The sequence below is a fragment of the Achromobacter sp. genome (assembly GCF_032113835.1).
In the GTDB taxonomy this organism is placed as follows: domain Bacteria; phylum Pseudomonadota; class Gammaproteobacteria; order Burkholderiales; family Burkholderiaceae_B; genus Achromobacter.
This window is the reverse complement of the sequence record NZ_DAMCTG010000049.1, coordinates 11,231-33,076: the sequence shown is the minus strand read 5'-3', so window position 1 is coordinate 33,076 and position 21,846 is coordinate 11,231. Positions and strand designations below refer to the sequence as shown.

Below are 21,846 nucleotides of genomic sequence, written 5' to 3'. Positions count from 1 at the left end.
TTTTCCGTGTCAGCAGGCAGCAATGAATCAAAACGTCTCACCTCCCACTGCCGGCGATGCCTGGTCCCGCGTGTCGGAACGCGTGGCGGGCCAGCATTGGCCAGCCTCGACGCTGTATGTCGTGGCCACGCCCATCGGCAATCTCGGCGACCTGGGCCTGCGCGCCTGGCACGCCCTGCAGCGGGCTGACGTGATCGCTGCCGAGGACACGCGCGCCAGCCGCACGCTGCTGGACGCCTGGGGCGTCAGTACGCCGCTCATGGCGGCGCATCGCCACAACGAGGCCGCCGCGGCGCAGGCCATTTGCGAGCGCCTGGCGCTAGGCCAGCGCGTGGCCCTGGTGTCCGACGCCGGCGCGCCCGCGGTGAGCGACCCCGGCGCCCGCGTGGTCCGCGCCGTGCGCGCCGCCGGCTATGCCGTCGTGCCGGTGCCAGGCCCCAGCGCCGTGATCGCGGCCCTGATGGGCAGCGGCGTCACCACGGACGAGAATCCCGCCTACGCCTTCGCGGGCTTTGCGCCGTCCAAGGCGGTGGCCCGGCAGCGCTGGCTGCGCCAGTGGTGCGCGTTGCCTGCGCCTGTTGTGATGTTCGAGTCGCCGCATCGGCTGGCGGCCACCGTTGCCGACCTGCTCGAGGTCTGCGGTCCGGAACGTGAACTGACCGTCGCGCGCGAGTTGACCAAACGCTTCGAAGAGATCGGCACCGTCAAGCTGGGCGATGCCGCGGCATGGCTGGCCGCCGATGCGCATCGCGAGCAGGGCGAGTTTGTGCTGATCGTCCATGCCGAGGTGGACTTGCCTGAGTCCGACGACGCCGATCCCGCCCACGACGTCCTGCTGGACGCGTTGCTGGAATCGCTGTCCGTGCGCGACGCCGCGCGCGTTGCGGCCAAGGTCACCGGCCAGCCGCGCGACGTGCTCTACAACCGGGCCCTGACCCGCAAGAAGGCACAGGAATAAGCCATGACGTATTCAACCGTCGTGTCCAACAAGCCCGCCGACCCGCAAGAGCGGCTGACCTACCGCGACATGCCCACCCCACTGGGTGACCTGCGTCTTGTGGCCAGTCCGAAGGGATTGCGCGGCGCGTGGTTCACCGATCAGGCGCTGCTGCCGCCGCCGGACGGATGGGTGCTGACCGACAGCGATCCGTTCCTGGAACAGGCGCGGCGCGAGCTTGAAGAATGGTTTGCCGGCGAGCGCCGTTTGTTCGACGTAACGCTCGACCCGGTGGGGACGACCTTTCAGCACGAGGTCTGGCATGCGCTGTGCGCGCTGGAATTCGGCACGCTCACCAGCTACGGCGAACTGGCCCGCACGGTGAACCGGCCCAAGGGCGCGCAGGCCGTGGGCGGCGCGGTGGGCCGCAATCCCATCAGCATCATCATTCCGTGCCACCGCGTGATCGGCGCGGACACCTCGCTGACGGGCTTTGGCGGGGGATTGCCGCGCAAGCAGGCGCTGCTGGAACACGAAGGCAGCCGTTACCTCAGCCGCAGCGCGAGCGCGCGCCGGGTGTGCGACGGGCAGGCGGAACTGCCCTGGTAGCAGTCTTGTTCGCTTATTGCGACGCGATGGTCGGCAGGATGCCGATGCGGTCGGATACCAGCGGCACCGCATTGAGCGCGCTCTGCCGGTCGGGATACGGACCGATCCGCACGCGATACAGATTATTGGCCTGTTCCACCGACGCCGGCGGCGCGCCTTCGGCGCCGAGCTGCGTATTGATGCGGCTGACCAGCGACTGCGCATTGCCGGGCTGGCTGAACGCGCCCACCTGCAGGTAGACGCTGCCTGTGGCGGCGCCGGCAACCGGACGCATCGGGGCGGGGCTGGGCGAGGCGGGCGCCAGGGGCTCGGGCGCCAGCGCCACGGGCGTCGACGCCACCGGCGCCATCACCGGCGTGGAACCGGTGGCGGAATCCGGTTCCGGCGCGGGCGCCGCGGGCGCGCCTTGCGAGGCCAGACGACGGATCTCTTCGGCCTGGATGGCTTCCACGACCACTTGTCCGCTGCCCGGGCCGATGATGCCCAGCTTGTACGCCGCGACGTAGGACAGGTCCATGATGCGGTCGCTGTGGAAGGGGCCGCGGTCGTTCACCCGCACGATGATCGTCTTGCCGTTGACCATGCTGGTCACCCGCGCGTAGCTGGGGATCGGCAGCGTCGTGTGCGCGGCCGTCATGGCGTACATGTCGTAGGTCTCGCCGATCGACGTGGAGTTGCCGTGGAATTTCTTGCCGTACCACGAGGCGATGCCGCGCTTCTTGTATGCCTGGCCGCTGGTGTCCGGCACATAGCGCTGGCCGAACACGACATATGGCCGGTTCGCGCCGCTGGCGTAGGGCTCCAGCTTGGGCACCGCGTCGGGAATCTGGTCCAGGTTCGACGGGGGGTTGGCGTCCGGCCCATCATCCTTGTAATAGCCGCCCTTCTTGCGTCCGCCGCTGGTGGAGCAGCCTGCCACCGCGATCGCCAGCAGCAGCACAGAGATGAAATGTAGAGGGCGGGAAAGCGTCATGCGGTTTCGTCGGGCAGTTGGGTGCGGTGGCGCACCAGCAGCGGGTCGTGGTCGGCAAAGCGCAGCGCCAGTTGCTCCACGACGTACACCGAGCGGTGCTGGCCGCCGGTGCAGCCGATGGCCACGGTCAGGTAGTTGCGCGTGTCTTGCGTGTACAGCGGCAGCCAGCGTTTCAGGAAGCCCGCGATGTCGTCGATCATCAGGCCCACCTGCTCGTAGCCGGCGAGCCACGTGGCCACGGGTTCGTCGCGGCCCGTGAGCGGGCGCAGGTTGCGGTCGTAATGCGGATTGGGCAGGCAGCGCACGTCGAACACCAGGTCCGCGTCGCCCGGCACGCCGCGCTTGTAGGCGAACGATTCGAACGTCAGCACCAGCGGCGCGCGGTCTGCCTTGATCAGGTCGCGGATCCAGGCACGAAGCTGGCCGGGCGTCAGTTCAGACGTGTCGATGACGTGTTCCTGCTCGCGCAGCGGCGCCAGCAGCTCTCTTTCCAGGGCGATGCATTCGGTCAGCGATGGGGCCGAGCCGCCGCGCTGCAGGCGGTCGGTCAGCGGATGGCGGCGGCGCGATTCGGAATAGCGCTGCACCAGCGTGGCCGTGTTGGCATCCAGGAAGACCACGCGCAGACTGGTGCCCATGGCGCGCAGCGCAGTGACCACGTCGGGCAGTTCGGCCAGTTCTCCCGGCGAGCGCACGTCGATGGCGACCGCGACGCGCTCCATGCCGTCATCGCGCGCCTGCGCAATGAACTCGGTGAGGAAGCGGACGGGAAGATTGTCGACGCAGGTGTAGCTCGCGTCCTCGAGCATTCGCAGCGCGACGGATTTGCCGGAGCCGGATATGCCGGTGACGAGGACGACTTTCAACATGGACATGATTGTGGCACGCTTTTCCAGGACGATGCCGGCGGGATAGCATCTGATATGGCCATAAACTCGGGATCTGCGCCTGTTCCCTGCTGCACGCCCTGACGTAAGCTTGGGGCCGCAGACGCCGCAGTTCCATCGCAGTTCCACTTTTACGCGCCCCGCCATCACGATTCGGGGGGTTGGAATTTGACCTAGATGTTAGCCCTCATTTCCTCTTGTAGTGTTTCACTGCCGCGGTTTTGGGCCTTCCGCAGCGCCTTGGCCGCTGCGGCTGTTGTGTTTATGTCCGCGTCGGCGCTGGCCCAGCCGGCGGCGGCGCCGACCCTGCAGCCCGACACCATGGCGGCGCGCGTCGCGGCCTGTACGGCCTGTCACGGCGCGCAGGGCAGGGCGGGCGCCGACGGCTACTATCCGCGGCTGGCCGGCAAGCCGCAGGACTATCTCTATCATCAGCTTCTGAACTTCCGCGATGGGCGCCGGCAATACCGGCCCATGACGCACCTGCTGTCCGGCTTGCCCGACGACTACCTGCGCGACATGGCCGCGTACTTCTCTGAACAGCATGTGCCGTATCCGGCGCCGGTACGCGCGGACGTGTCCGCCGCCACGCTGGAGGCAGGACGCAAGCTTGCCAAGGAGGGCGATGCGGCGCGCGGCCTGCCGGCCTGTGCGTCCTGTCACGGCGCGGCCCTGTCCGGCATGCTGCCCGCCATCCCGGGCCTGCTGGGCCTGCCGCGCGATTACATCGGCGCGCAGATCGGCGGCTGGAAGAACGGCCTGCGCCGCGCCGCCGCGCCGGACTGCATGGCCGACATCTCCCACAAGCTCACCCCCACCGACATCGGCGCCCTGGCGGCGTGGCTGTCGTCACAGCCCGTCGTCGAGCCCTACGTGCCCGACGCCGCGAACTCCGTCCGGCTGCCCGCGGAATGCGGCAGCCAGGCGCAACGCTGAACGGGGCCGCGAATGACGCTGATGAAAAAAATCCTGGGTGTCCTGTTGCTGGTGGTCGTGGTGGCCGCTGGCGGGTTGTATTGGCTGGGCACGCGCGACGATGCCAGCACCGGCCCCGTTGCGGCGGAGGCCGAGGGCGCCGCGCAGATCGAGCGCGGCCGCTACCTGGCGCTGGCCGGCAACTGCATGGCCTGCCACACCAGCCGGGGCGGCAAGGCGTTTGCCGGCGGCACGCCCGTTCCCACGCCGTTCGGCACGGTATATGGCCCGAACATCACGCCCGACCCGGAGACCGGCATAGGCGCCTGGACGGCAGACGACTTCTGGCAGGCGCTGCACAACGGCAAATCGAAGGACGGCTCGCTGCTGTATCCGGCGTTTCCCTACACCGAATACACGCGCGTCACGCGCAGCGATTCGGATGCGCTGTTTGCCTATCTGCGCAGCATTTCGCCCGTCAAGCAGGCCAACCGTCCGCCCGAGATGAAGTTTCCGTATGACCAGCGGGCGCTGCTGGCGGCGTGGCGCGCGTTGTATTTCAAGCCGGGCGTGCAGGAAGCGGATTCCGGCCAGTCGGTCCAATGGAATCGCGGCCGCTATCTGGTCGAAGGGCTGGGACATTGCGCGGCCTGCCACACGCCGCGCAACAGCCTGGGCGCAACGCGCGGGGGCGACGCGCTGGCCGGCGGCGTGATTCCCGTGCTGGATTGGTATGCGCCGCCGCTCACGAACGACATGCAGACGGGCATGGGGCGCTGGACGGCGCAGGACATCGCCACGTTGCTCAAGACCGGTATTGCGGCGCATTCGACGGTCAGCGGACCGATGGCGGAAGTCGTGCTGGGCAGCACGCAGCACCTGACCGACGATGACGCGCGGGCCATCGGCGTATACCTGAAGTCGCTGCCGGCCACGCCGCCGGCAACGGATGCGCGTGCGGTTGCTCCCGCGCCCGCGGCCATGGAATTGGGCGGCAAGCTGTACAGCCAGCAATGCGCGCAATGCCATCAGGCCGACGGCAAGGGCAGCGGCACGGCGTGGCCCGCGCTGGCCGGCAACCCGACGGTGACTGCGCCGTCGCCCGTCAACGCGATCCGCATGGTGCTCGACGGCGGGTACGCGCCCGCCACGGCCGCAAACCCGCGTCCCCACGGCATGCCGCCGTTCGGACAGGTGCTCAACGACAACGATATTTCGATGCTCGTGACCTACATCCGCAATAGCTGGGGCAACGAGGCGGGCGGGGTCAGCGCGCTTGGGGTCAAGCGTGCGCGGGCATCGTCGACGTTGAATTAGCGGTGAAGGCCACGCGGACGCGTGGTCCGCACGAGGCCGGCAACGCGGCCAGGCAGGCTAGCGCGTTGCGACAGCCGCGCGGCAGGCTTCGTGCGCCAGCTCGCCCAGCGTGCGGATCGCGGCCTCGATGCCGGCTTCCCACGGGTGTCCGTAGTTCAGGCGCAGCGCGCTGCCAAACTGGCCGCTGGCCGAGAAGATCGGGCCGGGCGCCACGCTGATGCCGCGCGCCAGCGCCTGCCGGTGGAGCGACAGCGCATCCACGGCGGCGGGCAATTCCAGCCACAGAAAGAACCCGCCCTGCGGCCGCGTCACGCGCGTGCCGGCGGGAAAGGCCTGCGCGATGGCGTCGGCCATGCGCTCCTGCTGCGCCTGCAATGTCTGGCGCAGACGGCGCAGGTGGCGGTCGTAGCCGCCCTGTTCCAGGTATTCGGCAATCGCGCCCTGCGCGGGGCCCGACGCCGACAGCGTCGATGACAATTTTAGGCGCTGCACCTGCTGGGCATAGCGTCCGGCACTGGCCCAGCCAATGCGGTAGCCGGGCGCCAGGCATTTCGAGAACGACGAGCAATGCAGCACCAAGCCGCGCGTGTCGTAGGCCTTGGCGGGAACCGGCCGCGTCGTGCCGAAGTACAGTTCGCCATAGACGTCGTCCTCGATCAGCGGAATGTCGTGCCGCGCAAGCAGTTCGACCAGTTGCCGCTTTCGGTCGTCGGGCATCAGGCAGCCCAGCGGATTCTGGAATTGCGTCATCAGCCAGCAGGCGCGCGGCGCGTGGCGCAGGATGGCGGCCTGCATCGCGTCCAGGTCGATGCCGGTGCGCGGATGGGTAGGCACTTCCAGCGCCTTCAGTCCAAGTCGTTCCAGCGCCTGCAGCGCGCCGTAAAAGGTGGGCGCTTCGACCATGACGGTATCGCCAGGCTGCGTGACCGCCTGCAGGCAGAGATTCAACGCTTCCAGGGCGCCATTCGTGACGACGATATCGGTGGCGGGCAGGTTGATGCCGCCGATCAGGTACCGCAGGGCGATCTGCCGGCGCAGGCGTGGATTGCCGGGCGCCAGGTCTTCAACGGTGTCGCGCGGATCCTGGCGCTTCAGATGCGCGGCCATGGCCTGCGCCAATCGCGGCAACGGAAACAACAGGGGCGAGGGGAAGGCCGAACCCAGCGGCGTGACGTCGCGGTTGCGCACCGAGCCGAGAATGTCGAAGATCCGTTCGCTGATCGCCAGTTCAGTGGATTCGCCGCCGGGGCACGAGGCGCCCGGTTCGGGCGGCAGCGATTCGGCGGGGGCGTTGACGTAATAGCCCGAGCGCGGCTGCGCGCGGATCAGGCCGCGCGCCTCAAGCAGGTAATAGGCCTGGAAGACGGTGGAGGGGCTGACGCTCCGCGCGGCGCACGCGTCGCGCACCGAGGGCAGCTTGTCGCCGGCGCGCAGGACGCCGCTTGCGATCGACGTGGCGATCTCGTCGGCGAGGGTTTCGTAAAGGCTCACGATGCCGCAGGGCGACGACGCGGACTCATTTGCTGCTTTGGAGGATCGCCATGGCCTGGCGTTCCATGAACTCGCCCAGCGTGTCGATGCCGCGCAGTTTGAGGATGGTGTTGCGCACCGCCGCCTCGACCAGCACGGCCAGGTTGCGGCCTGCGGCCACCTGCAGCATCACCTTGCGCACGGGCAGTCCCAGCATGTCCTGCGTGATGTCCTGCAACGGCAGGCGTTCGAACTTGTCCTGCGCGGTGGCGCGCACCAGATGCACGATGAGCTTGAGGCGCATCTTGCGGCGCACCGAGGTTTCGCCAAAGATCGTGCGGATGTCGAGCAGGCCCAGGCCGCGGACTTCCAGCAGGTTCTGCAGCAGTTGCGGACAGTGCCCTTCAATCATGTTGGGCGCGGTGCGTGAGAACTCGACGGCGTCATCGGCCACCAGGCCGTGGCCGCGCGAAATCAGTTCGAGCGCCAGTTCGCTTTTGCCCAATCCCGATTCGCCCGTGATCAGCACACCCAATCCCAGCACGTCCAGGAACACGCCGTGCACTGTGGTGGTGGGCGCGAGCTTCTTGCCGAGATAGATGCGGAGGAGGTCGATGAGCTGCGCGGCGGCCACCGGCGTGGACAGCAGCGGCACCTGATGCTGGTCGCACTGGTCGACCAGATCCTGCGGCGGCGTCAGGCCATCGGCCAGCAGAATCGCCGGCACGCCGCCGATCAGCAGCTCGTCCATGTGGTGCATGCGGCGGCGCAGGTCGAAGCGCGTGTAGTACGCCAGCTCTTCCTGGCCGAACACCTGGATGCGCGACGGGTGGATCAGGTTCAAGTGGCCGACGAGGTCGGCGGCTGCCATGCCGTCGTCGGGAATCGCACGGTCCGCGGCGCCCTGGCCCGAGATCCAGTTAAAGGGGATTTTGTCGGCGTTGTCGTCGACGAGTTCCTGCACCGTGAGCATGGCAGCGATTCCGCGTGGGATCAGAGTTGGCCGGTCGTGAGCATTCTGTGGACGATGGCCGGATCGGGCTCGGTGGCCAGCGCCTCGCGCAATGCCTTGTTGGACATGAGCTGGGCGAGTTCGGCCAGGATGTCCAGGTGCTGCTGCGTGGCGGTTTCAGGCACCAGCAGGCACAGCAGCATCGACACGGGCTGTCCGTCGGGCGCGTCGAAGGTGATGGGCTGGGCAAGGCGGATGAACGCCGCCAGCGCCTGCTCCAGACCTTTCACGCGGCCGTGCGGCACGGCCACGCCCTGACCCAGGGCTGTGGACCCCAGGCGCTCGCGGGCAAAAAGGCTGTCGAACACGAGGGCGCGTGCCAAGCCGTTGTTGTTTTCAAAAAGCAGACCGGCCTGTTCGAACGCACGTTTCTTGCTCGTGGCGAGCATATCGAGCACGACGTTGCCGGCGGGTAGGATGCGCGACAAATGATTCATCAGGTCATTATATGGTTATATGACGCACTGCAACAATCAACCGCCCCGAGGCCTCGAAATACCGAGAAGCCAACGGGACCACAAGAGCGACAGCATAGTCTGATCGCGATGTGTTGTGGACATTCTGGGCCTGGCAGGGTTCCCCGAGACGCACGTATCGGACAAACGCAGGGAAAACGCCAAGTGGCCGGCAGGCGGCAACGGATGAAACAGGAAGGGATTGGGTGGCGCAGGAGGGGAGTTTGCCGATGCCCCAGCTGGACGCAAGGTCTAGCGGGACACCGGGACTTAGGCAGGATCCTGGGATCGCTGTACTGCTAGTCGCTCAGGTGAGCGGTCATGAAGCGCGTTACTGCTGGGGTGGCGAGAGGCTCGCCGCTTGCCGCTTCACGGACTCTGCTGAATGACTCCTTACCTTGTCCTTGTGCTTGATGACCTGACGGTCGACTTTGTCAGCAAGAAGGTCTATGGCTGCATAGAGGTTTTCATCGGTTGCTTCACAATGAATATCCTTGCCGCTCAGACGCATGGTGATTTCGGCTCTATGCCGCAGGGGCTCTACTGAGAGCATGACCTGGGTATCGATGACGTGATCGAAATGCCGCAGCACTCGCGCCAGTTTGTTCATGACATATTCCCGGATGGCCGGGGTGACGTCGAGGTGACGACCGCAGATGCTCAGGTTCATAGTGTGCTCTCCTTCTAAAAGAGGAAAAAATTGCGCAAAAGGCGCGGTGGGGTCGTAGGCGTTCTCCTTCAATAAGCAGGGTTCGTTTAGCTCTAGTGTATAGACTCGGGCCGATAAAACAAGCTGACCTACCGCAACTTCATGGCATTTTTATGGCTGAGTCCCAGGGCGTATGGCGGTCTTTTTGCATGCGTTACGGCGTCTTTCAGCAGGCGGTTACATACGGAAGTGTTCGCCCAGGTACACCCGGCGAACGGCGGGATCGCCCACGATTTCGTCGGGGTGGCCATCGGTCAGCACTTTGCCTTCGCTGATGATGTAGGCGCGGTCGCAGATGCCCAGCGTTTCGCGCACGTTGTGGTCGGTGATCAGCACGCCGATTCCGCGGCCCTTCAGGAAGCGCACGATGCGCTGGATCTCGATGACGGCGATGGGGTCCACGCCGGCAAACGGTTCGTCCAGCAGGATGAAGCGCGGGCTGGTGGCCAGCGCGCGCGCGATTTCGACGCGGCGGCGTTCGCCGCCCGACAGCGAGATCGCGGCGTTGCTGCGGATGTGCCCGATCTGCAGTTCTTCGAGCAGCGATTCCATCTGTTCGTTGATCTTGGGGGTCGACAGCGGACGGCCATCCGCACCCACTTGCAGTTCAAGCACCGCGCGGATGTTCTGTTCCACCGTCAGGCGGCGGAACACGGAGGCGTCCTGCGGCAGATACGACAGGCCCATGCGCGCGCGCTTATGGATGGGCATTGCGGTGATGACGGCGCCGTCGATCTCAATGCGGCCGGCGTCCGCCGGCACCAGGCCGACGATCATGTAGAAGCTGGTGGTCTTGCCTGCGCCGTTGGGGCCCAGCAGGCCGACGACTTCGCCGCTGACCACGGACAGGGAGACATCCTGCACGACGGTGCGGCCGTTGTAGGTCTTGCGCAGTCCGGTTGCGCGCAGGCTGCCCTGCTTGACGCCCGAAGGGGCGGAGGTCACGGGGGTCGGCACTGAGGGTTGGTTCATCGTGGCTGCGATTGGTGTTGCGGGAGAAGCGCTTCAGCGCCCTTTCTTGGTTGCCTGCTGCTTGCGGCATTCGGCGACGGCGGCGTCCAGCTTGGCGCGCGGTTCGGCCAGGGACCGCACGCGTCCGCCAGCCGCGGCGGAATTCGGGCCGCCTTGCGCTTCGTACGTGCCGGACTTCTCGTTGTAGCGTACCCGCTCGCCGCGAATGGTATCGAACGGTTTCCCACAGACGTAGCGGGTGACGATGGCCTGGCCAATCAGGTCGAACGTGCTGTTGGTGCCGTCGTATTCGGCGCGCAGGCCCTTGCCTTCGATGAGTTCGAAGTTTTCGGGGCGCTCCTGGCGGATCGTGACGACCTTGCCTTTGTTGGCGGTGGCCGTGCCGTACTGGTTGCCCTGCGCGTCCTCGTTCATCTGCAAGGTGTCGGAGGTCAGCGTCATCAGGCCGCGCGTCATGTTGACGTTGCCGGTGAACACGCTTTGTTTCTTCACGTCGTCGTAGTGCAGCGTGTCCGACAGGATCAGCGTGCTGGGCTCTTCGGCAGGCGCGGCCGCTTTCGGTTCCGCCGCATGGGCCGGCGCAAGCGCGCAGGCCGTCAACAGCACGGCGCCCATCAGGCGGGTCGTCGGGGCGAGGAAGGTCCGAAGGTCGGTCATGGTTTTTTCTGGTTGGAGTTGTTGGCTGGAATTTCGGTGCGGCGTTGCTGTTTGCCTTCCGAACCGGCAATTTCCACGTCGGTCGATGCCGAAACCTGCAATTGGCGAGTCTTGTTGTTGTAGTGCATGCCCGTGCCCTGCATGCGCGAGCGGCCCTTCAGGACCGTGGCGGGCAGGTCGGTGAAGACCACGTCTTCATCGGGCAGGATGATGAGCTGCTGGCTGCGCACGTCCAGCATGTCGTTCTCGGCGTCGGGCTGGCGCAGCACATGGGCATCGCCTTGCATGACGATGCGCTTGCCGCCCTGTTCCATCACGGCCGTCTTGGACACCGCCACCGTGATCGGATTGGACTCGCGCTGGCCTACCGCGCGCGGCGCCGTGACGTGATACGAATCGTCGTCGGGGAAGTGCTCCATGTAATCGCCTTCCAGGCGGTTGATGGGCTTGCCCGTGGGATCGGTGCGCAGCATCACGAAATCGCGCGACCACGCGTCCATTTCGTGGGTGACGCGGCGCGGGGGATCCACCTGGATGGCGCGCTGCGCGTAATCGGCCGCCCACCACGAACTGGTGACAAGCACCAGCAGCAGGAACAGCGCGATCAGTGAGGGAAAACGTTCTTTCATCGGGTGCGCCGCGAGGGCGTATACGTTGAGGGCGGAATCACTGGATCGCCCCGGGGCCAAGCAGGCCCGGCGCGGCCAGGAAGGCGCCCAGGCGGCCTTGCGAGGCCAGGAGGAGATCGCAGCATTCGCGCACGGCCCCGCTTCCGCCGGGCAGGGTCGAAACCCAGTGCGCGGCCTGGCTGACGTAGCCGGGGGCGTTGGGCACGCTGGCGGCAAAGCCCGCGCGCTGCAAGGCCGGCAGGTCGATGATGTCATCGCCCATGTAGCCGGTTTGATTCAGTTGGACACCGCAGCGCTGCGCAAGTTCGGTCAGGGCGGCGCCCTTGTCGCGCACGCCCTGAATGACTTCGGCGATGCCGAGTTCGGCGGCGCGGCGCGCGACGATGGGGCCGGATCGGCCCGTGATCAGCGCGACTTTCAGTCCGCCTTCCATGAGGAGCTTCAGCCCATGGCCGTCCAGCGCGTTGAAGCGCTTTTGCAGTTCGCCGCCTTCGCCGTAATAGAGGCTGCCATCGGTCAGCACGCCGTCGACGTCGAAGACCATCAGGCGCACGGCCGCGGCGCGTTCGCGCACGATGGCGGGGATACGGGCAAGCACCAGCGCTTCGGCCGGGTGATTCACGGAAGCAGAGAGGTTCATAGTCATACCACTTTAGCGGCCATCAGATCGTGCATGTGCAATGCACCGACCAGCGCGCCGTCATTGTCCATCACCAGCATGTGATTGAGCCGTTGTTCGTCCATCTGCCGGGCGGCCTCGACGGCCAGCGCCTCGGGGTTGATGCTGCGCGGCGATCGCGTCATGCCTGCCTCGACGGTCAGGCTGCGGATGTCGCCGTGCCGCGCGATGAGACGGCGCAGGTCGCCGTCGGTGAAGATGCCCAGCGGGCGGTGCTGCGCGTCGGTCACGACCGTCATGCCCATGCCCTTGGCCGACATGACCTCCAGGGCCTGCGACACCGGGGTGTCCGCCATGACGATGGGTAGCGCGGATCCTTGGCGCATGACGTCGCGCACGTGGGTGAGCAGCCGGCGGCCCAGCGCGCCGCCCGGGTGCGAGCGGGCAAAGTCCTGAGGCCCAAAACCGCGCGCTTCCAGGCAGGCGACGGCCAGGGCGTCGCCCAGCGCCAGCGCGGCCGTGGTGCTGGCGGTGGGCGCCAGGTTCAGCGGGCAGGCCTCTTGCGCCACGCTGGCATCCAGATGGATGTCGGCCTGGCGGGCCAGTTCGGACTGCGGGTTGCCGGTGATCGCCACCAGGCCGGCGCCCATGCGGCGCACCACGGGAAGGATGGTCAGCAGTTCCTCGCCCGACCCCGAATAGGAGATGGCGATGAGCACGTCGTCGCGGGTGATCATGCCCAGGTCGCCGTGGACGGCCTCGGCGGCATGCACGAAGAAGGCGGGCGTGCCGGTGGAGGCCAGCGTCGCGGCGATCTTGCGGGCGATGTGTCCCGTTTTTCCGATGCCGCTGACGACCACCCGGCCGCGGCACGCAAGCAGCAGGTCGACGACTTGCGTGAAGCTGTCATCCAGCCGGGCGGACAGGTCCAGCAAGCCCTGGCTTTCGATCTGTAGCGTTCTGCGCGCAGATGCCAGCGCGGTGCCGGACGATGAGGTGGGATGGTCGGTCATGGGGCGGATTTTAATCTCAGTATGCTAGTTTGCCCCGCGCAGGGGCGTATGGCATGCTGGCGAGTCTTTCAACGGCTTTCAAACTTTCCTTCCAGGCCCGCTCCATGTCCAGCATTTCCAGTCCCGTCCTTGGCACGCCACTGTCCCCCCTGGCCACCCGCGTCATGCTGTTGGGCTCCGGTGAACTGGGCAAAGAGGTCATCATCGCCCTGCAGCGCCTGGGCGTCGAAGTCATTGCGGTGGATCGGTATGCCGACGCGCCGGGCCATCAGGTGGCGCACCGGGCGCATGTGGTCTCGATGACGGACCCGCAAGCCCTGCGGCAGGTCATCGAGCAAGAGCGGCCGGACGTTATTGTCCCCGAAATCGAGGCCATTGCCACCAGCTTGCTGGTGGAACTGGAAGCGGCAGGCGTGGCGCGGGTCACGCCGACGGCCCGCGCGGCCCAGCTCACCATGAATCGCGAAGGCATCCGCCGCCTGGCGGCCGAGACCCTGGGCTTGCCGACGTCGCCGTACAGCTTCGTCGACACCGAGGAAGAACTGCGCCAGGCCATCGACGGCGGCATCGGCTATCCCTGCGTCATCAAGCCGGTCATGTCGTCCTCGGGCAAGGGTCAGTCGGTCATCAAGAGCGCCGACGACGTGGCCTCCGCCTGGCGCTATGCCCAGGAAGGGGGGCGGGTCGGGGGTGGACGCGCCATCGTCGAGGGGTTCATCCGCTTCGACTACGAAATCACGCTTCTGACCGTGCGCGCCCGCGGCGCCGACGGCCAGGTCGAGACCCGTTACTGCGAGCCCATCGGCCATAAACAGGTCGACGGGGACTACGTCGAAAGCTGGCAGCCGCACCCCATGTCGCCCGCGGCGCTTCAGCGCGCCCGCGACATCGCGCTGGCCGTCACGTCCGAGCTGGGCGGGCTGGGCATCTTCGGCGTCGAGCTCTTCGTGGCCGGCGACCAGGTCTGGTTCTCCGAGGTCAGTCCGCGTCCGCACGACACGGGCATGGTCACCATGATCACCCAGGTGCAGAACGAATTCGAACTGCACGCCCGCGCGCTGCTGGGCCTGCCCGTCGACCCCAGCCTGCGTCAGCCGGGCGCCAGCAGCGTCATCTACGGCGGCGTCGAGGCTCAGGCGGTGTCGTTCCATGGTGTGGCCGAAGCGCTGGCCGAGCCCGGCACGGACATCCGTCTCTTCGGCAAGCCCGAATCCTTCGTCAAGCGCCGCATGGGCGTGGGCCTGGCCGTGGCCGAGGACGTTGCCGCCGCCCGCGCCAAGGCCAAGCGCGTGTCCGCCGCCGTGACCGTCAAGGCCGGCTGATTGCCTTGAATCCCGCCTCGCCGATGGATTAACACCCGCCGTTCCCCGGCCGATTTTTCCGCCCAGAAACGCCACCCGCCCCCCGGCCGGTGGCGTTTTTGCTGTCTGCTGCTCCCGCCGAGTGTTGTATGGCTGTCACGTTCGGCGGCTAATTTGCCCTGCGCGCCCTCTGAATGGCGTTGGTTTGCGCCTTCGCCCCTGCAGCAAGCATGGTTTGCGCTTTCTCATCGTTTGTTCGATAATTTCAGAAATTTCTGAAAGCAACGTAACTGCATATGTCGTGCAGGGCGTCGTTGTGTTACTGGCTGATCCTCATGGCGCTTTCCCCCCAAATTGAACGTTTTGTCCTGCACTTCGGTGAGATGGGCAGCCGCTGGGGCGTGAATCGCACGGTCGGCCAGATCTACGCCTTGCTGTTTCTCGCGCCGCAGCCTTTAAACGCCGACGACATCGCCGAAGCCCTGGGCTTTTCGCGCTCGAATGTCAGCCTGGGCCTGAAAGAGCTGCAATCCTGGCGCCTGGTCAAGCTGATCCATCAGGTGGGCGACCGCCGTGACTACTTCGAGACCCCCAAGGACGTCTGGGAGATCTTCCGCATCCTCATGGAAGAAAAGCGCAAGCGCGAAATCGATCCCACCCTCACGCTCCTGCGCGACCAACTGCTGGAGTCGCCGTCCGGCCCCGACGAGGCCTACGCGCAACAACGAATGACCGAAATGCTGGAGCTCATCGAACTATCCACCGGGTGGTTCGATGAGGTTCAACGGCTGCCGCCCGAAACCCTCCAAAGCCTCATGAAACTTGGTTCCAAGGTGCAGAAGGTGCTGGGATTCGCCGGCAAATTGCGGGGCAAGGGCTGACCCGTCACGCCTCGATTTTTTCAGGAAACCTCTATGAAGTTGTATGCAACGCCCCTAACATGGCGCGTTAGACGGCCTGGGAACCATGCCGGTTGCCGCAGCGCGTCGATGCCTTGGGAGCAGCCTCATGATTGATCTCGATGTCGTGAATCTCTCGCGGTTCCAGTTCGCCGCGACCGTGCTCTACCATTTCATCTTTGTCCCGCTCACGCTTGGCCTGTCGTTCATCCTGGCCATCATGGAAAGCGTGTACGTCATGACCGGCCGCCCCATCTGGAAAAAGATGACGATGTTCTGGGGCACGCTGTTCGGCATCAACTTCGCGTTGGGCGTGGCCACCGGCGTGGTGATGGAGTTCCAGTTCGGCATGAACTGGTCCTACTACAGCCACTACGTGGGCGACATCTTCGGCGCGCCGTTGGCGCTTGAAGGGCTGATGGCGTTCTTCCTGGAAGCCACCTTCGTCGGCCTGTTCTTCTTCGGCTGGAACCGCATGTCCAAGGTCAGCCACCTGGCCGTGACCTGGCTCGTGGCCTTCGGCACGAACTTCTCGGCCCTGTGGATCCTGATCGCCAACGGCTGGATGCAGAACCCGGTCGGCGCGATCTTCAATCCCGACACGATGCGCATGGAAATGACCGACTTTGCCGCGGTCATCTTCAATCCGGTCGCGCAAGCCAAGTTCGTGCACACCGTCAGCGCCGGTTACGTGGCGGGCGCCATGTTCGTCATGTCGATCAGCGCCTGGTATCTGCTGCGCGGCCGTCATATCGATCTGGCCAAGCGCTCGATGGCGGTGGCGGCCAGCTTCGGTCTGGCCGGCGCCCTGTCGGTGGTCGTGCTGGGCGACGAAAGCGGTTACCTCACTACCGAACATCAGAAGATGAAGATCGCCGCCATGGAGTCCATGTGGCACACCGAGCCCGCGCCTGCGTCCTTCAATCTGTTCGCCATTCCTAATCAGGCCGAGCGCCGCAACGATTTCGCGATCGAGATTCCCTATGTCATGGGCATCATCGGCACGCGGTCGCTGACCACGCCGCTGCTGGGCATCAACGACCTGATCCTGCGCGCCGAGAATCGCATCCGCGACGGCCTCGTGGCCTATGAGGCCTTGCAGAAGATCCGCGCCAATCCCAAGGACGTCGATGCGCGCATGGTGTTCGACAAGACCTGGCCGGACCTGGGCTATGCGCTGCTCGTCAAGCGCTATGAGGAGGATCTCAGCAAGGTCACCGAGGCGCAGATCAAGCAGGCCGCGATCGATACCGTGCCGACGGTGGCGCCGCTGTTCTGGGCGTTCCGCATCATGGTCGCGGTGGGCATGTACCTGATCGTGTTCTTCGGCGTGGCGTTCTGGCTTGCGTCTCGCGGCCGCCTGGACAGCAGTCCCCGTCTGCTCAAGGTGGCGCTGTGGAGCCTGCCGCTGCCGTGGATCGCCATCGAAAGCGGCTGGTTCGTCGCCGAGTACGGCCGCCAGCCCTGGGTGATCGAAGGCGTGCTGCCCACGTATTACGCGGCATCGGGCCTCACCATCACCGACCTGGTCATCAGTCTGACGATCTTCCTGGTGCTGTACACGATCCTGCTCATCATCGGCGTGAAGGTCATGCTGCATGCCATCAAGGCCGGACCGAAATCCGACGGGCCGGCGCCGGGCGATGCCGCCGCCGATCCGGTCCACGCCGCCGTGCGCGCGTAAGGGGAGAAACGCAAATGGATACCCTTATTCCTTTCGACTACGGCACGCTGCGCGTGGTGTGGTGGGTGCTGATGGGCGCCTTGCTCATCGGCTTTGCCGTCATGGACGGCTTCGACCTGGGCGTGGCCGCACTGTTGCCGGTGGTCGCCAAGACCGACACCGAGCGCCGCATCGTGATCAACGTGGTGGGGCCGGTCTGGGAAGGCAACCAGGTCTGGCTCATCACCGCGGGCGGCGCCATCTTTGCCGCGTGGCCGTTGCTGTATGCCGCCTCGTTTTCGGGCTTTTACCTGGCGATGATGCTGGTGCTGCTGGCGCTGATCCTGCGGCCGGTGGGCTTCAAGTACCGCAGCAAGATGGAAGACACGCGCTGGCGCAACCGTTGGGACGCCGTGCTGTGCTTCTCGGGTGTGGTGGCGTCGCTGGTGTTCGGTGTGGCAATGGGCAACATCATCCTGGGCGTGCCGTTCACGTATGACGCGATGACGCTGCGTCCGATGTATGAAGGGCACTTCTTCCAGCTGTTCATGCCTTTTGCCTTGCTGGCGGGTGTGCTGAGCGTGGTGATGCTGGCCATGCACGGCGCGGTGCTGCTGGCATGGCGCACGGACGATCCCGTGTCCTCGCGGGCGCGCAACTGGGGCCGGCTGTGCGCAATGCTCACCGCAGCGCTCTTCGTGGCCGGCGGCTTCTGGGTCGCGGGCGGCGTGCCGGGCCATGCGATCACCAGCGTGATCGACCCGGCCGCGCCGTCGGACCCGATGCTCAAGACCGTGTCGGTGCAGACCGGCGCCTGGATGGCCAACTACGCGAAGTGGCCGTGGATGTGGATCGCGCCCGCGCTGGGCGTGGCCGGCGCCGTGCTCGCGGCGCTGCTGCTCACCGTGCGCGCCAATATGCTGGCGTTCCTGTCGTCCTCGACATCCATCGCCGGCGTGATCCTGACGGTGGGCTTCTCGCTCTTTCCGTTCATCATGCCGTCGTCGTCGAATCCGAAGGCCGGCCTGACGGTCTGGGACGGCTCGTCCAGTCACCTGACGCTGTGGATCATGGTGATCGCAGTGGCGATCTTCCTGCCCATCGTGACCCTCTACACCGGCTGGGTGTATCGCGTCATGCGCGGCAAGGTCACCCATGAATCGGTGGGCGACACGCCCAACTCGTACTGATAAAGGAGCCATTTCCATGTGGTATTTCTCGTGGATTCTCGGCCTGGGCCTGGCGTGCGCATTCGCCATCCTCAATGCGATGTGGTTCGAGCTGCGCGAAGGTCAGACGCATGACCCGAAAGCCAGCCGCGACGTCGAGTGAGTAGCGGCGCAAGCAGCCTCGAGCACGATCCGTCGGCGTCCCTGCAGAAGCCGCCGCGAGAGCAGTCGCGGTGGCTGATGGGGCTGGCCCGGTCGGCGCGGTTTCCGCTCATTCTGGCGGGCGCCGCGCCGCTGGTGAGCGGCGCCTTGCTGGTCGTGCAGGCCTGGCTGCTGGCCAGGGTGCTCGATTCGGCCATCGTCGGCCAAGTGCCGCGGCATGAACTGATCGGCGGCATCGCCGCCATCGCAGCGTTGATGCTGCTGCGTGCGTGCATTACCTGGGCCGGCGAGCGCGCCGGCGCGGATGCGTCAGAACGCATCAAGCGCCACGTGCGCCAGTCTCTGTTCCAGCGGCTGGTGCAGAAAGGCCCTTACTGGAGCCGCGGCAAGGCGTCGGGTGAACTGGCGAGCGCCGTGGTCGATCAGGTGGAGGCGCTGGATGGCTTCTTCGCCAAATACCTGCCGGCAATGGCCGCGGCGGCAATGCTGCCCGTGGCGTTTTCGGTGGTGCTGCTGCCGGTGGATGTGATCGCCGGCCTGGTGCTGTTGATCACCGCGCCGCTGATTCCGCTGTTCATGGCGCTGGTGGGGTGGGGCGCGCAAGGCGCCAGCCGCCGCCATCTGCGCGCCTTTGCCCGCCTGTCGGGCTTTTTCGCGGACCGCCTGCACGGGCTGTCCACCTTGAAGCTATACGGGCGCGCGCAAGCCGAGGCCCAGTCCGTCGTGACAGCCAGCGATGCGCTGCGCCAGCGCACGATGTCGGTGTTGCGCATCGCATTCCTGTCCTCGGCGGTTCTGGAATTCTTCGCCGCGCTGGGCGTGGCGGGCGTGGCGGTCTACATCGGCCTGACTTATCTGGGTTTCCTGGACGCGCGCTGGTCGCCCCTGACGTTGCAGGCCGGGCTGTTCTGCCTGCTGATGGCGCCCGAGGTCTATGCGCCGTTGCGCCAGTTTGCGGCCCACTATCACGACCGCGCGACGGCGCTGGCCGCCGTGACGCAGATCGCCGTCCTGTTCGACGGCCTGCCGCAAGCCGAAGCGCAAGACGCATCCGCAGTGCACGGCCAGCCTGCGCACGCGGGCAAGGGCGCGGTGGTCACCGTTGCAGGTCTTCGCGCCGAGGCGCCGGGGCGTGGCCAGCCGGTGCTGGCGGATTGCGCCTTGGTGTTGGCGCCGGGCGAACACCTGGCGCTGATGGGGCCCAGCGGCGTCGGCAAATCCACGCTCATCGAGGCCATCGCACGCCTGCGGCCGGCCAGCGGCGATATCCGCATTGACGGCGTACCGCTCGCGCAATGGGATGAAGCCGCCTTGCGCCAGCGCGTGGCGCTGATCGGCCAGCGGCCGCAGTTGCTGGCCGGTTCGATCACCGACAACATCCGGCTTGGCCGGCAGGACGCCACGGATGCGCAGGTGCAGGACGCCGCGCGGCGCGCCTGCGTGCTGGAATTCACGCAGCACTTGCCGCAAGGCCTGGACACCGCGCTGGGTAGCCGCGGCCATGGCTTGTCCGGTGGGCAGGCGCAGCGCGTGGCGCTGGCCCGTTTGTTCCTGCGCGATCCCGGCCTGATTCTGCTGGACGAACCCACCGCGCATCTGGATGAAGCGACGCAGGCGAGGGTGCTGGACGAGATCCTGCAATTCTGCGCGGGCCGCACCCTGGTGCTGGCGACGCATTCGCCCGCGGTGGCTGCACGATTCGGCCGGGTGGCGCGCGTCGCCAACGGCACGGTGAAAGACGCATGAAGAACCTGTTGTTGCTCTTGCCCCTGTACGCGCGCCGAAAAGGCGGGCTTTTACTCGCATTGTTCTGCGCACTGGCAACCGTCGCCGCGGGCGTCGGTTTGCTGGGCGTGTCGGGCTGGTTCCTGACCGGCGCGTTCCTGGCCGGCGCGGGCAGCGTCTTCAACCTGTTCGCGCCTTCCGCACTGGTGCGCGGGCTGTCGTTCCTGCGCATCGTGTCGCGCTACGCGGACCGCGTGGTCGGGCATGCCGCCACCTTGCGCCTGCTGGCGGATCTGCGCGCCATGGTGTTCGCGGCGCTGATCCGGCTGACGCCGCGTCAGCTTTCGCGTTATCGCAGCGGCGATTTGGTCGCGCGCATGACGAACGACGTCGACGCGTTGGACACGGTCTTCCTGTTTGTGCTGGCGCCGCTGGCCACCGCTGTGCTTGCCGGCGCGGTGCTCACCGCCGTGCTGGGGCAATGGGTGCCGGCGGCGGCGCTGATCTTTGCGTTGGCGCTGCTGACCGCGTGCGTGGTGGTGCCGGTGTGGCTGTTGCGCGCGGCGCGCAAACCCGGCGTCGCAGCGCAGGAAAGCGCGGCAGGACTGCGCGCCGCCACGCTGGACGCGGTGGAGGGCCACGCGGACATGGTCGCCCTGCATGCGCAGGACCAGACGCTGGCGCACTTCGAGCGCCTGTGCGAAGCCAGCGCCAAGGCGCGCCGCAGTCAGGCGCGGGTGGCGGTGCGCGGGCAATGGTTCCTTCAGGTCTGCGCGGGTGTCGCGGTGATGGCGCTGCTGTGGTTCGGTCTGGCCGGACTTGAGGCGGGGCGGATCGAAGGCCCGCTCCTGGCCGGCCTGCTGCTGGCCGTCATCGGCATCTTCGAGGTTGCCGGCCCGATCATGCGCGGCGCTTCCCGGATGGGATCCGCGATATCGGCGGCCGCGCGGATCCGCGAGATCACCCAAAGCGAACCCGACATGCAGGATCCTGCCGTGCTGCGCCCGCTGCCCACCCATGGCGCGCTGGAACTGGCGGGTGTGCGATTCGCCTACCCGGCCCGCGTGGCCGGCGACAGCGCGGCGGTGCTGCAGGACATCAACCTGCGCATCGAACCGGGCGAGCGCGTGGCGATCGTGGGCGCAAGCGGCGCGGGAAAGTCCACGCTGCTGCATCTGATCCTCAGGCTCGAGGATCCGCAAGCGGGGCAGGTCCGGTTCGGCGGTTGCGATGCGCGCGATTGCGCGCAGGCTGACTGGCATCGGCGGATCGTCCTGCTGTCGCAGGACGCGCCCGTGTTTCTGGGTACGCTACGCACCAATCTGTTGATCGGCGATCCCGATGCCGACGATGCCGCCTTGTGGCGCGCCCTGGACGCGGCAAGGCTCGGCGATTTCGTGCGCGGCCTGCCCGATGGCCTGGACACCTGGGCCGGCGAGACGGGCTCGCAGTTGTCGGCTGGACAGGCGCGCCGCCTGTGTCTGGCCAGAGCCTTGCTGGCGCCTGCCGCCGTCATCGTGCTGGACGAACCGACCGCGGGATTGGACGCCGCGGCCGAAGCCGCGTTCTTCGCGGATCTGGAGCACGCGGTGCGCGGACGCACCGTGGTGCTGGCCACGCATGCGGCATTGCCCAAAGGCGCGGTACATCGTTGCCATGTGTTGCGTGATGGCCAATTGCATGACATGTCATCGCGCGCGGCAATCCTGGCTTAAGCGCGGCGGCGCGGTTATAGTTCGCCTTGCTTCAATTC

At 66.5% G+C, this 21,846-nt stretch carries 22 protein-coding genes; 11 read left to right on the top strand and 11 right to left on the bottom strand.

Annotated elements, in window-relative coordinates:
- Positions 1-22: 22 nt before the first annotated feature.
- Positions 23-958, top strand: a complete 936-nt coding sequence (gene rsmI, locus RT697_RS17220) for a 16S rRNA (cytidine(1402)-2'-O)-methyltransferase (RefSeq protein ID WP_313700471.1) — start codon at positions 23-25, stop codon at positions 956-958.
- Positions 959-961: 3 nt separating this feature from the next.
- Complete coding sequence (locus tag RT697_RS17215) at positions 962-1,546, top strand: methylated-DNA--[protein]-cysteine S-methyltransferase (RefSeq protein ID WP_313700470.1); 585 nt, start codon at positions 962-964, stop codon at positions 1,544-1,546.
- Positions 1,547-1,559: 13 nt separating this feature from the next.
- Here RT697_RS17215 and RT697_RS17210 read toward each other — a convergent pair whose 3' ends face one another.
- Entirely contained in the window at positions 1,560-2,519 is a 960-nt protein-coding gene (locus RT697_RS17210) for a septal ring lytic transglycosylase RlpA family protein (RefSeq protein ID WP_313700468.1), read from the bottom strand.
- The gene (rapZ, locus tag RT697_RS17205) at positions 2,516-3,388 is read right to left on the bottom strand and encodes an RNase adapter RapZ (protein ID WP_313700480.1); all 873 of its coding nucleotides are present in this window, start codon (positions 3,386-3,388) and stop codon (positions 2,516-2,518) included. Before rapZ ends, RT697_RS17210 begins: the two co-directional genes overlap by 4 nt.
- A gap of 195 nt (positions 3,389-3,583) precedes the next feature.
- On the opposite strand from rapZ, the gene RT697_RS17200 reads away from it, so the two are divergent.
- A complete protein-coding gene (locus tag RT697_RS17200; RefSeq protein ID WP_313700466.1) occupies positions 3,584-4,342 on the top strand; it encodes a c-type cytochrome in 759 nt (252 codons plus the stop codon).
- Between the two features lie 12 nt (positions 4,343-4,354).
- Positions 4,355-5,638 carry a cytochrome c gene (locus RT697_RS17195; protein ID WP_313700465.1) on the top strand — a complete coding sequence of 428 codons (1,284 nt, stop codon included), beginning with the start codon at positions 4,355-4,357 and terminating at the stop codon, positions 5,636-5,638.
- A 57-nt stretch (positions 5,639-5,695) separates the two neighbouring features.
- On the opposite strand, the gene RT697_RS17190 is transcribed toward RT697_RS17195, so the two are convergent.
- From RT697_RS17190 to RT697_RS17150, 9 genes are all read right to left on the bottom strand, one after another.
- Positions 5,696-7,129: a PLP-dependent aminotransferase family protein gene (locus RT697_RS17190; RefSeq protein WP_313700464.1), complete on the bottom strand. Its 1,434-nt coding sequence runs from the start codon at positions 7,127-7,129 to the stop codon at positions 5,696-5,698.
- A 25-nt stretch (positions 7,130-7,154) separates the two neighbouring features.
- On the bottom strand, positions 7,155-8,081 hold the full coding sequence (gene hprK / locus RT697_RS17185) for an HPr(Ser) kinase/phosphatase (protein WP_006216298.1): 927 nt from the start codon (positions 8,079-8,081) through the stop codon (positions 7,155-7,157).
- Positions 8,082-8,101: 20 nt separating this feature from the next.
- Positions 8,102-8,557, bottom strand: coding sequence for a PTS sugar transporter subunit IIA (locus tag RT697_RS17180; protein WP_056319588.1), 456 nt, complete (start codon positions 8,555-8,557; stop codon positions 8,102-8,104).
- A 349-nt stretch (positions 8,558-8,906) separates the two neighbouring features.
- The gene (hpf, locus tag RT697_RS17175) at positions 8,907-9,245 is read right to left on the bottom strand and encodes a ribosome hibernation-promoting factor, HPF/YfiA family (RefSeq protein WP_006216296.1); all 339 of its coding nucleotides are present in this window, start codon (positions 9,243-9,245) and stop codon (positions 8,907-8,909) included.
- Between the two features lie 216 nt (positions 9,246-9,461).
- On the bottom strand, positions 9,462-10,256 hold the full coding sequence (lptB, locus tag RT697_RS17170; RefSeq protein ID WP_313700462.1) for an LPS export ABC transporter ATP-binding protein: 795 nt from the start codon (positions 10,254-10,256) through the stop codon (positions 9,462-9,464).
- 33 nt (positions 10,257-10,289) lie between these two features.
- Positions 10,290-10,913 (bottom strand): lipopolysaccharide transport periplasmic protein LptA, encoded by a 624-nt coding sequence (lptA, locus tag RT697_RS17165; protein ID WP_313700461.1) that lies wholly within the window; start codon positions 10,911-10,913, stop codon positions 10,290-10,292.
- The gene (gene lptC / locus RT697_RS17160; protein WP_313700459.1) at positions 10,910-11,542 is read right to left on the bottom strand and encodes an LPS export ABC transporter periplasmic protein LptC; all 633 of its coding nucleotides are present in this window, start codon (positions 11,540-11,542) and stop codon (positions 10,910-10,912) included. Before lptC ends, lptA begins: the two co-directional genes overlap by 4 nt.
- Positions 11,543-11,579: 37 nt before the next feature.
- The gene (locus tag RT697_RS17155; RefSeq protein ID WP_313700458.1) at positions 11,580-12,188 is read right to left on the bottom strand and encodes an HAD family hydrolase; all 609 of its coding nucleotides are present in this window, start codon (positions 12,186-12,188) and stop codon (positions 11,580-11,582) included.
- On the bottom strand, positions 12,185-13,174 hold the full coding sequence (locus tag RT697_RS17150; RefSeq protein WP_312436577.1) for a KpsF/GutQ family sugar-phosphate isomerase: 990 nt from the start codon (positions 13,172-13,174) through the stop codon (positions 12,185-12,187). Before RT697_RS17150 ends, RT697_RS17155 begins: the two co-directional genes overlap by 4 nt.
- Positions 13,175-13,278: 104 nt before the next feature.
- On the opposite strand from RT697_RS17150, the gene purT reads away from it, so the two are divergent.
- From purT to cydC, 7 genes are all read left to right on the top strand, one after another.
- Positions 13,279-14,496: a formate-dependent phosphoribosylglycinamide formyltransferase gene (purT, locus tag RT697_RS17145; RefSeq protein WP_313700456.1), complete on the top strand. Its 1,218-nt coding sequence runs from the start codon at positions 13,279-13,281 to the stop codon at positions 14,494-14,496.
- A 314-nt stretch (positions 14,497-14,810) separates the two neighbouring features.
- Positions 14,811-15,356, top strand: a complete 546-nt coding sequence (locus RT697_RS17140; protein ID WP_312436582.1) for a GbsR/MarR family transcriptional regulator — start codon at positions 14,811-14,813, stop codon at positions 15,354-15,356.
- Positions 15,357-15,483: 127 nt separating this feature from the next.
- Complete coding sequence (locus RT697_RS17135; protein ID WP_313700454.1) at positions 15,484-17,058, top strand: cytochrome ubiquinol oxidase subunit I; 1,575 nt, start codon at positions 15,484-15,486, stop codon at positions 17,056-17,058.
- A gap of 14 nt (positions 17,059-17,072) precedes the next feature.
- Positions 17,073-18,227: a cytochrome d ubiquinol oxidase subunit II gene (gene cydB, locus RT697_RS17130; RefSeq protein ID WP_313700452.1), complete on the top strand. Its 1,155-nt coding sequence runs from the start codon at positions 17,073-17,075 to the stop codon at positions 18,225-18,227.
- A 16-nt stretch (positions 18,228-18,243) separates the two neighbouring features.
- A complete protein-coding gene (cydX, locus tag RT697_RS17125) occupies positions 18,244-18,369 on the top strand; it encodes a cytochrome bd-I oxidase subunit CydX (protein ID WP_175122043.1) in 126 nt (41 codons plus the stop codon).
- On the top strand, positions 18,366-20,114 hold the full coding sequence (cydD, locus tag RT697_RS17120; RefSeq protein ID WP_409517451.1) for a thiol reductant ABC exporter subunit CydD: 1,749 nt from the start codon (positions 18,366-18,368) through the stop codon (positions 20,112-20,114). Before cydX ends, cydD begins: the two co-directional genes overlap by 4 nt.
- The gene (cydC, locus tag RT697_RS17115) at positions 20,111-21,808 is read left to right on the top strand and encodes a thiol reductant ABC exporter subunit CydC (RefSeq protein WP_313700450.1); all 1,698 of its coding nucleotides are present in this window, start codon (positions 20,111-20,113) and stop codon (positions 21,806-21,808) included. The genes cydD and cydC overlap by 4 nt, the downstream gene beginning before the upstream one ends.
- Positions 21,809-21,846: the final 38 nt, after the last annotated feature.